Source organism: Nonomuraea sp. NPDC051298, assembly GCF_055586305.1.
In genome coordinates, this window is the sequence record NZ_JBVJIM010000003.1 from 660,873 (window position 1) to 675,068 (window position 14,196).

The window sequence follows — 14,196 nt, forward strand, 5'->3', positions numbered from 1 at the left end:
AGATGTGCCCCGTGCTAGGTCACCTCGACGGCAGGTTCGAGAGTGCGGATGCCGAGGCGGAGCGCCGCATCGCGGTGCTTTACCAGGAGTTCGGCGGCCCTCTGCTGCGCCACGTACGCAAATCAACGGGTAACGACCTTCAGTGGGCTGAAGACGTTGTGCAGGAGACGATCGTCAGGGCCTGGCGAAACTCGGCAAGACTGCAATGGGAACCGAGCCTTATATGGGCGTGGCTGCTTACCGTGGCCCGCCGCATAGTCATCGATGGTCGTCGGCGGAAGAGCGTCCGGCCTCAGGAGGTCGAGCCGCCGGAAGCCGACATGATGTCGGTCCCGGACGGGTCGGAGCGGGCGTTGTCGGCGATGGTCGTCGCGGACGCGCTCCGATCGCTGTCCGAAGAACACCGAGAAGTCATTGAGCAGACCTACCTCAGAGACCGTACGATAAGTGAAGCGGCGGAGATTCTGGGGATCCCTCCGGGCACGGTCAAGTCCCGGCTCTACTACGGGATCCGCGCACTCCGCGAACTGCTGCGGGACAAGGGGGTAGCCGGCTGATGCACGACGGGGTGGCCGCCTACGCCCTCGGCGTCCTCGACGAAGAGGAGCACGAGGCCTTCGAACGCCACCTCGACGACTGTGAGCAGTGCCAGGCGGAGCTGATCGAGCTCGCCGAGCTGCCCGACCGGCTCGACGAGCTCAAGAACGACCCCTCCTCGGCGTCAGGCGACGATCCACCGATGTCGATGTCACGTTGACGTCTATCCCCTTTTCGGGTGATATCGGTATCGCGAGGCGTTGCGCCCGGTCCCGAACGGCCGGGTGGTCAAGGGGGAGGTGTTCGGTGGGCGTCGACGGTGATGCGCCCGGCCCCCCGCGCCGTCGGTTCGGCGAGGAGGGTGGCCGGCTCTCGTACGGTGGCTATCTGCGGCTGCCGGAGCTGCTCGACCAGCAGCGGCCGGAGTCGGAGGCTCCCGACGAGCTGCTTTTCATCACGATTCACCAGGTCTACGAGCTGTGGTTCAAGCTGCTGCTCCACGAGTTGGAGGCCGCCCGCGAGGCCATGTTCGCGGGGGAGCTGTGGCAGGCCAGGCATCTGTTCCGGCGGGTGCACGTGGTGGAGCGGGTGCTGATCGGGCAGATCGACGTGCTGGAGACGATGACGCCCCAGGACTTCCTGGCCTTCCGCGCGAAGCTGGAGCCCGCCAGCGGGTTCCAGTCGGTTCAGTTCCGCGAGCTGGAGTTCCTGTCGGGGCTGAAGGACGAGCGCTATCTCGGCACCTTCAGGCACGCGGGAGAGGCGGAGCTGGCCCGGCTGCGCCGCCGGCTCGCCGAGCCCACGCTGTGGGATGCTTATGTGGCTGCCCTGTCCCAGCGTGGCCTGCCGGTCTCCGACGACGAGATCATGGGCTCGCTGCTGGCCGTGGCGAGAGACCGCGGGTCCTACGACGACCTGTGGCAACTGGCCGAAGACCTGCTGACGCACGACGAGACCGCCGCGCTGTGGCGGATGCGTCACGTCCAGATGGTCGAACGCCAGATCGGCACCAAGTCGGGCACAGGCGGCTCGACCGGTGCCCCCTACCTTCGCGGTAGGACACGCCTGCACTACTTTCCGCTGCTTTGGGAACTTAGAGCCTGGCTATGAACAAATATGGCAAACCCTCACAAAGGAGTGAGAGCGAAATGCCGCTCGACGAGGCCAAGGATGAGCTGCTCCAGCGAGCCGCGGACAGATGCGCGGCCGGCAACGAGCATGTGAGCGCCGACGAGGCGCTGTCCTTCCTGCGGCTCTACTATCGACACGTCGCGCCGGAGGACCTGCTCGACCGCAACCCCGTTGACGTCTATGGCCCCGCGATGTCCCAGAGAAAGCTCGCCGAGGTGCGGCCGCAGGGCCGGGCGGTGGTCAGGGCCTACACCCCGACGATGGAGGAGAACGGCTGGGACCCCGGCCACTCCGTGGTCGAGGTGGTCACCGACGACATGCCGTTCCTGGTCGACTCGGTCACCATGGAGCTCGACCGGCACGACCTCGGCACCCACTTGGTGGTCCACCCGCAGATGCGGGTGCGCCGCGACATGACCGGCCGGATGCTCGGCCGCGGCCAGGAGGACGTGACCGGCCAGGTGCTGGTCGAGTCGTGGATCCACATCGAGATCGACCGCCAGTCCGACCCCACGACGCTCAAGGGCATCGAGACCGACCTGCAGCGGGTGCTCAGCGACGTGCGCTACGCGGTCGAAGACTTCGCCAAGATGCACGCCCTGGCCGTCCAGACCGCGGAAGACCTCAGCATGAACCCGCCGCCGCTGGAGCCCGCGGAGGTCGAGGACAGCCTCGACCTGCTGCGCTGGCTCGCCGACGGGCACTTCACCTTCCTCGGCTACCGGGAGTACCGCCTGGAGGACACCGCCGAGGGCGCGACGCTGCGCGCGCTGCCCGGCGCGGCGCTCGGCATCCTGCGCGACGACAAGGTCGGCTCGGAGAGCTTCGCCGCGCTGCCCGCCGAGCTGCGGGCCAAGGCGCACGAGAAGCAGCTCATGATCATCACGAAGGCCAACTCCAGGGCCACCGTGCACCGGGCCACCTACCTCGACTACATCGGGGTCAAGCTGTTCTCCCCCGAGGGCGAGGTGATCGGGGAGCGTCGCTTTCTCGGCCTGTTCACCCACGTGGCCTACAACGAGTCGATCTCCCGCATCCCCGTGCTGCGGCGCAAGCTCGCCGGGGTGCTCGACAAGGCCGGGCTGGCCCCCGACAGCCACGACGGCAAGGACCTCATCGAGATCCTCGAGACGTTCCCGCGCGACGAACTGTTCCAGACCTCGGTCGACCAGCTCGAACCGATCGCCCTGGGCGTGCTGCGGCTGCGCGAGCGCAAGCAGGTCAAGCTGTTCCTGCGGCGCGACGACTACGGCCGCTACATCTCGTGCCTGATCTACTTGCCGCGCGACCGCTACACCACCAAGGTGCGGCTGAGGATGCAGGAGGTGCTGCTCAAGGCCCTGGGCGGAAAGTCGCTCGACTACAGCGCGATGATCGGCGAGTCGGTGCTCGCCCGGCTGCACGTGGTCGTGCGCGGCGAGCGCGGCAAACCGCTCCCGCCCCCGGGCGTGGACGTGGAGGAGCTGGAGGCGCGCCTGGCCGCCATCACCCGCTCCTGGGAGGACGACCTGGCCACCGCGCTGGGCGAGATGACCTCAGAGTCGGAGGCGCCCCCGCTGACCAGGCGCTACGCCTCGGCCTTCCCCGAGGGCTACAAGGCCGACTTCCCGCCCCAGGTGGCCGTGGTCGACCTGCGGCGGCTGGAGGAACTGGCCGAGGCGGGCGGCGACGGGGACCAGGTCGGGATCAACCTGTACGAGCCGTACGACGCGACCGACGGGGAGCGGCGGCTGAAGATCTACAAGATCGGCTCGCCCATCTCGCTGTCGCAGGCGCTGCCGCTGATCCAGCGGCTCGGCGTCGAGGTCGTGGACGAACGGCCCTACGAGATCGACCGGGACAACGACCCCGCCACCAAGAACGCCTGGATCTACGACTTCGGGCTCCGCCACGCCCCCACCGACGAGGTGGACAGGAACGACTTCAAGCGGCTCTTCCAGGACGGGCTCACCGCCCTGTGGCAGGGGCGGGTGCAGGCCGACGACTTCAACGCGCTGATACTGAAGGCCGGGCTGACCTGGGAACAGGTCGAGATCCTGCGCGTCTACGCCAAATACCTGCGCCAGACCGGGAGCACGTTCTCGCAGCCGTACATGGAGCGGGTGCTCAGGGACAACGTGCGGGTGGCGCGGCTGCTCGTGCGGCTGTTCGAGGCCAAGCTCGACCCGCGGCGGGCCGAGGACGTGCGGGTGGACCTCGTCGAGGCGCTCACCGAGGAGATACTCGGGGCGCTGGACGAGGTGGTCTCGCTCGACGAGGACCGGATCCTGCGGGCGTACCTGGAGATGATCCAGGCGACCCTGCGCACCAACTACTTCCAGACGGTGGACGGCGCGCGCAAGCCGTACATCTCGCTGAAGTTCGACCCCGAGGCCATCAGCGTGCTGCCCCTGCCGCGGCCGAAGTTCGAGATCTTCGTGTACTCGCCGCGGGTCGAGGGCGTGCACCTCCGGTTCGGGAAGGTGGCACGGGGCGGGCTGCGGTGGTCGGACCGCATGGAGGACTTCCGCACGGAGATCCTCGGGCTGGTGAAGGCGCAGATGGTGAAGAACACCGTCATCGTGCCGACCGGCTCCAAGGGCGGGTTCGTCGTCAAGCGCCCGCCGAGGTCCGGCAGGCGGGAGGACCTCCTCGCCGAGGGCGTGGCCTGCTACCGGATGTTCATCTCCGGCCTGCTCGACGTCACCGACAACCTCGTGGACGGCAAGGTCGTGCCCCCGCCCGACGTGGTCAGGCACGACGGCGACGACACCTACCTCGTGGTCGCCGCCGACAAGGGCACCGCCACCTTCTCCGACATCGCCAACAGCGTGGCCAAGGAGTACGGCTTCTGGCTGGGCGACGCCTTCGCCTCCGGCGGCTCGATCGGCTACGACCACAAGGCCATGGGCATCACCGCCCGCGGCGCGTGGGAGTCGGTCAAGTACCACTTCCGCACCATGGGCGTCGACGTCCAGAACACCGACTTCACGGTGGCCGGGATCGGCGACATGTCGGGCGACGTGTTCGGCAACGGCATGCTGCTGTCGCGGCACATCCGGCTGGTGGCCGCGTTCGACCACCGGCACATCTTCGTCGACCCGGCGCCCGACGCCGCCCGCACGTTCGCCGAGCGGCGCCGCCTGTTCGAGCTGCCGCGCAGCTCCTGGGAGGACTACGACGCCGAGCTGATCTCGCCCGGCGGCGGCGTCTTCCCGCGTACGGCCAAGTCCATCCACATCACGCCGCAGATGCGCGAGGCGCTCGGCATCACGGCCCACGTCAGCTCGATGGCGCCGAACGACCTGATCAGCGCCATCCTGCGGGCCCCCGTCGACCTGCTGTGGAACGGCGGCATCGGCACCTACGTCAAGGGCGGCTCCGAGTCCAACGCCGACGTGGGCGACAAGGCCAACGACGCGCTCCGGGTCGACGCCGCCGCGCTGCGCTGCAAGGTCGTCGGCGAGGGCGGCAACCTCGGGCTCATGCAGCTCGCCAGGATCGAGTTCGCGCTCAACGGCGGGCTGGTCAACACCGACTTCATCGACAACTCGGCCGGCGTGGACACCTCCGACCACGAGGTGAACATCAAGATCCTGCTCGACCAGGTCGTACGCGACGGCGAGCTGACCGACAAGCAGCGCAACCAGGTCTTCACCTCCATGACCGACGAGGTCGCCGACCTGGTGCTGCGCGACAACTACGCGCAGAACGTGGTGCTCGCCGTCGCCCGCGACCAGGCCGTCGACATGCTCCACATCCACGCCCGCTACCTGCGCAAGCTGGAGCGCGACGGGCTGGTCAACCGGGAGCTGGAGTTCCTGCCCTCGGACAAGACGCTGGCCGAGCGGCGCCAGGCCAAGCTGGGGCTGACCGCGCCGGAGTTCTCGGTGCTGCTGGCCTACACCAAGCTGGTGGTCGACGCCGAGCTGCTGGGCTCCGACCTGCCCGACGACCCGTACCTGGCCTCGTGGCTGGTGTCGTACTTCCCGTCGGCGTTGCGGGAGCGGTTCCGCACGTACATGGACGAGCACCCGCTGCGCCGCGAGATCATCACCACCTGCGTGGTGAACGAGCTGGTCAACTCGGCGGGCACCACCTTCATGTACCGCTTCGGGGAGGACACGGGGGCCTCGACGCCCGACATCGTGCGGGCGTACCTGGTGGCGCGGGAGGTCTTCGACCTGCCGAGCTTCTACCGGGCCGTGGAGTCGCTGGAGGACCAGGTCGACACCGCCACCCAGATGGCCATGCTCCTGGAGGCCCGCAAGCTGGCCGAGCGCGGCACCCGGTGGCTGCTGATCAACCGCCGGCCGCCGCTGGACCTGGCCGGGTCGGTCAGCTTCTTCCAGAAGGGGGTCAACGGGCTGCCCGCCTACATCCCGAAGCTGCTGACCGGGCCCGACCTGAGCGCGTACGAGGAGCGGCGCGACTCGTTCGTGGCCCGCGGGGTGCCGATGGAGCTGGCCGAGCGGGTGTCCGGGATGGTGCCGGCGTACTCGACGCTGGACCTGGTGGAGATCGCGTCCCTGACGGAGCGGCCGGTCAGCGAGGTGGCGGAGGTCTACTTCGACCTGGCCGACCGGCTGCAGCTCGCCCGGCTGCGCGAACGCGTCATCGCGCTGCCCCGTGACAACCGGTGGAACTCGATGGCCCGCTCCGCGCTGCGCGACGACCTGTACGCCGCGCACGCCTCGCTCACCCGCGACGTGCTGGCGCACAGCAAGCCGGGGCTGTCGCCGGAGGAGCGGCTGGCGCGCTGGTCGGAGGCCAACTCGGCGGCGGTCGCGCGGGCCCGGCAGACGTTGTCGGAGATCTGGGAGAGCGACCACTTCGACCTGGCCACGCTGTCGGTGGCGCTGAGGGCCATCCGGACGCTCGTGGCGGCCAGCAACCTCCCCCACACGGAGGCGTAGCCGTCCGGGCCGTGGGCGGGCCTTCCAGGCCCGTCCACCGCCCTCCGGCGCCGCGCCCGGCAGCTCACCAGGGCGAGGCGTCGGCCGCCTGGTGGACGGTGGTCATCAGCTCCGCCCGGTCCACGCCCGCCAGGGCGAGGGCGCGCGGGACGGTGCCGAACTCCGCCTCCAGGACCCCGAGCAGCACGTGGGCGGGCCGCAGGTCGCGCTTGCGGTCGACGCGGGCGAAACCCCGTTCGAGCGCGAGCCGGGCCGAGGCCCCCATGCCGGGCCGCCGGTCGGGGTCGGGGGCCGGGCTCGGGAGGGACAGGGCCGCCGACGAGACCCCGACGGCGTTCAGGCTGTGCTCGAACTCCCGGTCGAGCGCCGCGCGGAGAGCCGCGCGGTTGAGCCCGGCCGCCGCCAGGGCGGTGCGGGCCGCCGTGTCGCCATGGGCGGCGATGCCCAGCAGCAGGTGGTGCGCCTCGACCGCCGCCGACCCGTCGGCCCTGGCCTCGTCCGCGCCCACCTCCATGACCTCGTTGATGTAGTGGTCGATCGCGCTCACTGTCGCCTCCTCAGCGTGACCCCGGCCGAGATCAGCCGCTTGGCGTGTTTCTTGTGGACCGCCTGGCGCGTGACGCCGAGGGCCTCGGCGACCTGGGGCCAGCTCCAGCCCGCCCGCATCGCCTGCTCGACCGCCGCGTTCTCCAGTTGGTCGGCCAGTCGCCGCAGGGCCGCCACCGCCGCGAGCGCGTCGGCGGGTTCCTGGGGAACGGGAAGCTCGTCAGCCGACATGTTAGCAACCTTAGTTGACTAATGTCGGATCGGTCAAAGACCCGGCGGCTACTGGCCGGTGGCCCGGGTGAGCGCGCCGTCGTGGGCGATCACGGGGGCGGGCGCGGGGGCGGTGAGCGGGGGGACGGCGGTGGCGTACTGGTGCGTCTCGATGAGCCTGAGGTTGCGCCGCAGCACCGGGGTGCTGATCGCCCACCTGGCCGGCTCGGGGACCGAGATGTAGTCGTCTTCGGCCGTCTTGGTCGTGGTGGAGGTGGTGCGGGACAGCGAGTACTGGATCAGCGCCCCGCCGTCCTCGGTGCGCAGGGCGTAGACGGGGAAGCTCTCGGCGCTGAAGATCGAGTCGTAGCTGAACCCGTCGCTCTTGGCCTGCTCGCGGTGCGCGGCGATCTGCTCGGCCACGTCGGTCGTGTAGGGGCCGGTGGCGAGCAGGCCGGCGGTGACCCCCGCGGTGCCCGTCTCGGCCACGCTGGCGTGCACCGGGCCGATGAACTGCGGGCTGATCGTCACGGTCTTGTCGTCGGACGCCACCACCGAGGCGTAGCCGTCGGCGTCGAGCTTGATCGCGGGCAACTTCTGCCCCGGCAGCAGCTCGGCCGCCGAGACGAGCATCCATCGGTTGGACCTGGTGAACGTCAGCAGCGTCGGCCGCCCGTCGCGCGTCGCCAGCGCGCTGAACCACGGCGCCCGCTCATCCTGCGGGAAGCGCGGCACGAACAACGTCGGCGGGCCCCACTGATAGCGCGGCGGCGCGTAGCCGGTGGACTGGAAGGCCGCCGCGGCGAGCTGCCACTGACCGCCCGCCATCTGGTCGAGCGCCATCGCCAGGCGCCCCTCGAGCTCGTCCTGCCCCTCGTGCCCGGTCGACACGCGGAGCAGGTCGTCGGTGAGTGTGACCGCGTCGAACGCCTCGGCGGCCTCCGACCGCGTGACGAGCGGCTCGTCGAGGGAGGCCGACGGGCTCGGCGAGGCCGACGCCGCGGGCGTCGCGGGCGGCGGCTGGGCACCGCCTGAGCAGGCGGTCGCCGCGGCGAGCAGGCCGGCGGCGAGCGCCAGCGCCTTCCGCCGACCGTATGCACGCACCTCGCCATGTTATTCGGGTGCGCGAGGGTCGCGTACCCTTGGGAGACGTGGCAGGCATCGATCCGGCAGAAGAGATCAACGAGCTTCGGGGCACGCTCCGCAGCATCCAGGACGTGCTCGACCTCGACGCGATGCGCAAGCAGATCGCGGAGCTGGAGCAGCAGGTTGCCGCGCCCGACCTGTGGGACGACCCCGACCAGGCCCAGAAGGTCACCAGCAAGCTCTCCCACCTCCAGGGCGAGCTGAATCGCGTCGACGGGGTCGCGCGCCGCCTCGAAGACCTCTCGGTCCTCTACGAGCTGGCGGCCGAGGAGGGCGACGACGACACGCGCGCCGAGGCCGACAAGGAGCTCCAGTCGCTGAGGTCCGACATCGGCGCGATGGAGGTGCGCACGCTGCTGTCGGGCGAATACGACGCGCGCGAGGCCCTCGTCACGATCAACTCCCAGGCCGGCGGCGTCGACGCGGCCGACTGGGCGGAGATGCTGCTGCGGATGTACCTGCGGTGGGCCGAGCGCAAGGGCTACTCCACCGAGGTCTACGACACCTCCTACGCCGAGGAGGCCGGCATCAAGTCGGCCACGTTCACGATCAAGTCGCCCTACGCCTACGGCACGCTGCGCGGCGAGCACGGCACGCACCGGCTGGTCCGCATCAGCCCGTTCGACAACCAGGGGCGGCGGCAGACCTCGTTCGCCGGGGTCGACATCGTGCCGGTCGTCGAGCAGACCGACCACATCGACATCATCGAGGACGAGATCCGCGTCGACGTCTACCGCTCCAGCGGCCCCGGCGGCCAGGGCGTCAACACCACCGACTCGGCCGTGCGCATCACGCACCTGCCGACCGGCATCGTGGTTTCCTGCCAGAACGAGCGCTCGCAGTTGCAGAACAGGGCCACGGCCATGAACGTGCTGCAGGCCAAGCTGCTCGAGCGCAAGCGGCAGGAGGAGGCCGAGAAGATGTCGGAGCTGCGGGGCGCGACGACCACGTCGTGGGGCACGCAGATCCGCAACTACGTGCTGCACCCGTACCAGATCGTGAAGGACCTGCGCACGGGCACCGAGGCCGGCAACCCGTCAGCCGTGCTCGACGGCGACCTCGACGGGTTCATCGAGGCGGAGATCCGCTGGATGCGCCGCCAGGAGTCAGAGACCGCTTAGGTGCTCGACCGCCAGGGTCAGCACGATCAGGGCGACGAGCAGCAGCGCGATGAGGGCGGGTGTCAGCCCGGCGAAGCCGTGGTGCATCCGCTCTCTGCTGGCGCGACAGACCGGGCAACGCCCCTCGATCACGGGGTGGGCGCACTGCGCGCATACGAGGTGTTCGCAACTCATGACAGCCCCAAGTCTAGCCGCACAATCGTTTTGTTTCCGTTATGGACGTTTCCATGCCAGTCTTCCCCCTAGACTGTCGTCTGGCCAATCGGAACGTCGATCATTGGTAAAGACCGCGCCTCCGATCGGCCGGTGGCGGGAAGTGGGCATGTGCCACCCTCGCTTCCGTCCTGACCCCTAGACTGGCATGCCGTGATGCTCTCGTGATTCATTTCGATAATGTCACCAAGGTCTACGCGAACCAGAACCGGCCCGCCCTCGACCACGTGTCCGTTGACGTGGACAAGGGTGAGTTCGTGTTCCTCGTCGGTCCTTCGGGATCAGGCAAGTCCACGTTCCTGCGCCTGGTACTGAAGGAGGAGCGGCCGAACTCCGGCGCGATCCACGTCGCCGGCAAGGATCTGGCCCGCCTGTCCAACTTCAAGGTGCCGCACCTGCGCCGCCGCATCGGCTGCGTGTTCCAGGACTTCAGGCTGCTCCCGAACAAGAACGTCTACGAGAACGTGGCGTTCGCCCTCGAGGTCATCGGCAAGCCCCGGCGGTTCATCCGCAAGGTGGTGCCCGAGGTCATCGAGCTGGTCGGCCTGGAAGGCAAGGCCCACCGTATGCCCGACGAGCTGTCCGGCGGCGAGCAGCAGCGCGTCGCCATGGCCCGCGCGTTCGTCAACCGGCCGATGATCCTGCTGGCCGACGAGCCCACGGGCAACATCGACCCCGCGACGAGCATCGGCATCATGAAGGTGCTCGACCGCATCAACAGGACTGGCACCACGGTCGTCATGGCCACGCACGACGCCGCCATCGTCGACTCCATGCGTAAGCGTGTCGTGGAGCTGGAGGACGGCAAGATCGTCCGTGACCAGTCGCGTGGCGTTTACGGCCAGGCGTACTGACAGGGAGCTGCAGACAGAACATGCGGGCGAATTTCATCTTCTCCGAGGTCTGGATCGGCCTCCGTCGCAACCTGACCATGACCATCGCCGTGATCATCACCGTGGCGGTCGGCATGGCGATGCTGGGCGTGGGCCTGATGATCAACAGCCAGGTCGGGCTGATGAAGTCCTACTGGAACGACAAGGTCGAGATCTCGGTCTTCCTCTGCAAGAGGGCGTCGGCCATGCCGGCCTGCGACGGCAAGGCGATCACGCCCGCGCAGACCAAGGAGCTCGAAGAGCTGATCAAGGGCACCCCTGGCGTCGCGGAGGTGTTCTTCGAGAACGCGTCGACTGCTTACGAGAACTTCAAGGAGTCGTTCTCGTCGAACCAGGCGCTCGTGAACGCGACGAAGGTCGACGACCTTCCCGAGTCGTTCCGGATCAAGCTCCAGGACCCCAACAACTACCAGTCGGTGATCCAGGCGGTGAAGGGGCAGCCGGGCGTCGCCGAGGTGACGGACCAGAAGCAGCTCATCGCCCCGTTCTTCGACATGCTCGACAAACTGGCGGTCGCCGCGCTCACCGTGGCGATCATCCTGGTGCTCGCGGCGGCCCTGCTGATCGGTAACACGGTGCGGCTGTCGGCGTTCAACCGGCGCAGGGAGACGGGCATCATGCGGCTGGTCGGCGCGTCCAACCTCTACATCCAGCTCCCCTTCGTCATGGAAGGCGTCATCGCCGGTCTCGTGGGCGGGGTCTTCGCGGCGGTCATCCTGATCACGGCGAAGACCTTCCTGTTCGACGGGCTCGTCGGCTTCCTCGGCACGGCCCAGCTCGGCTGGAACGACGTGGCCCAGACCATCACCATCACGATGGTCATCGGTGTCGTGATCTGTATCCTGGCCTCGTTCGTGACGCTGCGCCGCTACCTCAGGGTCTAGCGGTGCGCATGGGTCGGCGCCGTCCCGGTCGCCGGTAAAGTCGAAGCATGCCACGTGAGACCGGGCGGAAGGTCATCGCCCAGAACAAACGTGCTCGGCACGACTACCACGTCGAGGACACTTTCGAGGCGGGTCTCGTGCTGCAGGGCACCGAGGTGAAGTCGCTGCGCGAGGGCCGCGCCTCGCTCGTCGACGGCTACGCCACCGTCGAAGGCGACGAAGCGTGGCTGCTCAACGTGCACATCCCCGAATATTCACAGGGTACGTGGACCAACCACGCGGCCCGGCGCAAGCGCAAGCTGCTGCTGCACCGTAAAGAGATCGACAAGCTCGCCGCCAAGACGAAGGAGGGCGGGCTGACGATCGTGCCGCTGTCCCTCTACTTCAAGGACGGCCGGGCCAAGGTCGAGATCGGCATCGCCCGCGGCAAGAAAGACTGGGACAAACGGCAGTCGCTCGCGGAGCAGCAGGCCAAGCGGGAGATGGCCCGCGCCCTGCGCCACCGCAACCGATGAGACGGCGGCATCTCCACCCATGACACGCGCCCGCCGCACCCTGGCCGCGACCGTCACCCTGGCGGTCGCGAGCACCATGCTGACCGGCTGCTTCGAGGAGCCCTCGCCGCACGACGCGCTGCGCGACTTCCTGGTGGGCTGGCAGTCGGAAGACTACGAGCTGGCCGCCGGCCGCACCGACGGCGACGTGGCGACCGTGCGCAAGGCGCTGGCCGACGCCAAGCTCGAGCTGGACGCGGCCTCGTTCCGCTTCAAGGTCACGAGTGTCAGCACGGCCGGCGACGAGTCCAAGGCCACCTTCCACGCCGAGGTGGACCTGGGAGAGAACAACCCCCTGTGGGAGTACGACGGCATGCTGCCGCTGCACCTGGTCGGCGGCGCGTGGAAGGTCCGCTGGTCGCCCTCCGTGCTGCACCCGCAGCTCAAGGAGGGCCAGCGGTTCGCGGTCGACACCGAGCCCAACGCGCGTCAGCCGGTGGTCGACCGGGCCGGCGACGCGCTGCAGAGCAACCGGGTCCTCTACGTGGCCGGCGTCTACCCGGCCAAGCTCGGCGACCAGGCCGAGCGCGTGGTCGCGCAGCTCTCCGAGGTCACCGGCTACGCCCAAGACCGGCTGCTGAGCCGCGTCAGGTCGTCGCCGCCCGACAAGTTCGTGCAACTGGTGACGTTCGGGCGCTCGCGCTACCAGACGGTCAAGCCGAAGCTCGACGCCATCGCCGGGATCGAGGTCCAATCGCAGGAGCAGCCGGTCAGCCCCGCCCCGCCCCGGCAGATCGTGGGCATGGTCAGCGCGCTCACGCCTGAGACCGAGCAGAAGCTCGGCGGGCCGCAGCGGGCCGGTGACTCGGTGGGCACGAGCGGCCTGCAGCAGGCATATCAGGACTACCTGACCGGCTCCACCGAGACCAAGGTCGTCACGCTCGACCTCAAGACCGGCGAGCAGGTCGCCGAGCTGAAAAGGTGGGCCGGGCGACAGAACGTCTCGGTCAAGACCACCATCGACCGGGCCACGCAGGCCGCCGCCGAGCAGGCGGTGGCCGGCACCCCCGCCAGCGCCCTGGTGGCGGTGCAGCGCGACACCGGTGAGATCCTCGCGGTCGGCACCAAGAGCCTGCACCAGGAGCGCGACGCGCTGGCCGGCAAGTTCCCGGCCGGCACGGCGTTCTCGATCGTGGCCGCCGACGCGCTGCTCAAGAAGGGCGTGAGCCCCAAGCAGCGGCTGGCCTGCCCGCAGGAGCGCACGGTGGGCGGGGCCAAGTTCGTCCAGGTCGGGCAGGCGGCGGGCATCACGACGTCGGCCACGTTCCAGGAGAACTTCGCCAGGGGCTGCGTGACCGCGCTGGCCTCGCTGGCCCGCCGTGTCACGGCCGACGACCTGATCCAGAGCGCCCAGGCGTTCGGGGTGGGGCAGCCGTGGCGGCTGCCGCTGAAGTCGTTCAGCGGCAGTCGTCTGAAGCTCGACGGCGACGCCGACAAGGCCAAGGCCATCGCGGGCCAGAACGTTCAGGTGAGTCCGCTCGGCATGGCACTGGTGGCCGCGGCGGTCGCCTCGGGCACCTGGCGCCCGCCCGTGCTGGTGACCGACCCCAAGGCGCCCGATCCCGCGGCCGAGCCGACCCCGGCCATCCAGCCGGCTCCGGTGCCGCTCGACCCGGAGGTCCGGGCGACGCTGCAGACGATGATGCGGGCCGGTGCGGCGAGCACGCCCGCCCAGGGGGGCAAGGGCCGGGTCTACGGCATCACGGCCACGGCGGCAGACCAGCAGACCTGGTTCGTCGGCTGGCAGGGCGACGTGGCCATCGCGGTGCTGGCGAAGAACCACGACGCCGGAGCGGTGGCGGGCGACTTCTTCGCGGCCCTCGGTAACTCGTCGTGAAAAAGTCGTGACACGGAGCAACCATCCCCATCGCGTACGGCGTCTTACTGAGTGACTGGGCCCGCTCGGGGGGTTGCGGTCCCAGTCGCCGTGATGAGATCAGGACTTCATCTCGGGGGAAGTCCTGCCGTCCGGACCGGCTCGACCCTGCCGGTCGGCCCCCGGGAGCGTGTGCCTTGAGCCGCGCTCCCGGGGGTTTCGCCATGCCCCGCCACGGGGAATTAAGTTG

The 14,196-nt window shown here is 69.2% G+C and carries 12 protein-coding genes; 9 read left to right on the plus strand and 3 right to left on the minus strand.

The features are described from left to right. The first annotated feature begins 2 nt into the window (after positions 1-2). The 4 genes from ACZ6S0_RS13160 to ACZ6S0_RS13175 all read left to right on the plus strand — a co-directional run bounded on the left by ACZ6S0_RS13160 (position 3) and on the right by ACZ6S0_RS13175 (position 6,563). The gene (locus ACZ6S0_RS13160) at positions 3-557 is read left to right on the plus strand and encodes a sigma-70 family RNA polymerase sigma factor (RefSeq protein ID WP_465916017.1); all 555 of its coding nucleotides are present in this window, start codon (positions 3-5) and stop codon (positions 555-557) included. Next, positions 557-757: a zf-HC2 domain-containing protein gene (locus tag ACZ6S0_RS13165; protein ID WP_465916018.1), complete on the plus strand. Its 201-nt coding sequence runs from the start codon at positions 557-559 to the stop codon at positions 755-757. The genes ACZ6S0_RS13160 and ACZ6S0_RS13165 overlap by 1 nt, the downstream gene beginning before the upstream one ends. Positions 758-843: 86 nt before the next feature. Next, positions 844-1,647 (plus strand): tryptophan 2,3-dioxygenase, encoded by an 804-nt coding sequence (locus ACZ6S0_RS13170; RefSeq protein ID WP_465916019.1) that lies wholly within the window; start codon positions 844-846, stop codon positions 1,645-1,647. A gap of 38 nt (positions 1,648-1,685) precedes the next feature. Then, positions 1,686-6,563 (plus strand): NAD-glutamate dehydrogenase, encoded by a 4,878-nt coding sequence (locus tag ACZ6S0_RS13175; RefSeq protein ID WP_465916020.1) that lies wholly within the window; start codon positions 1,686-1,688, stop codon positions 6,561-6,563. 64 nt (positions 6,564-6,627) lie between these two features. Here the strand turns inward: ACZ6S0_RS13175 and ACZ6S0_RS13180 are convergent, their stop codons facing one another. The 3 genes from ACZ6S0_RS13180 to ACZ6S0_RS13190 are packed head-to-tail and all read right to left on the minus strand — an operon-like array spanning position 6,628 to position 8,423. After that, positions 6,628-7,110: a Clp protease N-terminal domain-containing protein gene (locus tag ACZ6S0_RS13180; protein ID WP_465916021.1), complete on the minus strand. Its 483-nt coding sequence runs from the start codon at positions 7,108-7,110 to the stop codon at positions 6,628-6,630. Beyond that, on the minus strand, positions 7,107-7,340 hold the full coding sequence (locus ACZ6S0_RS13185) for a hypothetical protein (protein WP_344874395.1): 234 nt from the start codon (positions 7,338-7,340) through the stop codon (positions 7,107-7,109). Before ACZ6S0_RS13185 ends, ACZ6S0_RS13180 begins: the two co-directional genes overlap by 4 nt. A 48-nt stretch (positions 7,341-7,388) precedes the next feature. Beyond that, positions 7,389-8,423, minus strand: coding sequence for a DUF8094 domain-containing protein (locus ACZ6S0_RS13190; RefSeq protein ID WP_465916022.1), 1,035 nt, complete (start codon positions 8,421-8,423; stop codon positions 7,389-7,391). A gap of 47 nt (positions 8,424-8,470) precedes the next feature. On the opposite strand from ACZ6S0_RS13190, the gene prfB reads away from it, so the two are divergent. The 5 genes from prfB (at position 8,471) to ACZ6S0_RS13215 (ending at position 13,967) form a co-directional block, all read left to right on the plus strand. After that, positions 8,471-9,586: a peptide chain release factor 2 gene (gene prfB / locus ACZ6S0_RS13195; RefSeq protein WP_465916023.1), complete on the plus strand. Its 1,116-nt coding sequence runs from the start codon at positions 8,471-8,473 to the stop codon at positions 9,584-9,586. 377 nt (positions 9,587-9,963) lie between these two features. Further along, positions 9,964-10,653, plus strand: a complete 690-nt coding sequence (gene ftsE, locus ACZ6S0_RS13200) for a cell division ATP-binding protein FtsE (protein WP_020541427.1) — start codon at positions 9,964-9,966, stop codon at positions 10,651-10,653. 20 nt (positions 10,654-10,673) lie between these two features. After that, complete coding sequence (gene ftsX / locus ACZ6S0_RS13205; protein ID WP_465916024.1) at positions 10,674-11,576, plus strand: permease-like cell division protein FtsX; 903 nt, start codon at positions 10,674-10,676, stop codon at positions 11,574-11,576. 47 nt (positions 11,577-11,623) lie between these two features. Next, the gene (gene smpB, locus ACZ6S0_RS13210) at positions 11,624-12,091 is read left to right on the plus strand and encodes an SsrA-binding protein SmpB (protein WP_465916025.1); all 468 of its coding nucleotides are present in this window, start codon (positions 11,624-11,626) and stop codon (positions 12,089-12,091) included. Positions 12,092-12,110: 19 nt separating this feature from the next. Continuing rightward, on the plus strand, positions 12,111-13,967 hold the full coding sequence (locus ACZ6S0_RS13215; protein WP_465916026.1) for a penicillin-binding transpeptidase domain-containing protein: 1,857 nt from the start codon (positions 12,111-12,113) through the stop codon (positions 13,965-13,967). Positions 13,968-14,196 lie beyond the last annotated feature (229 nt).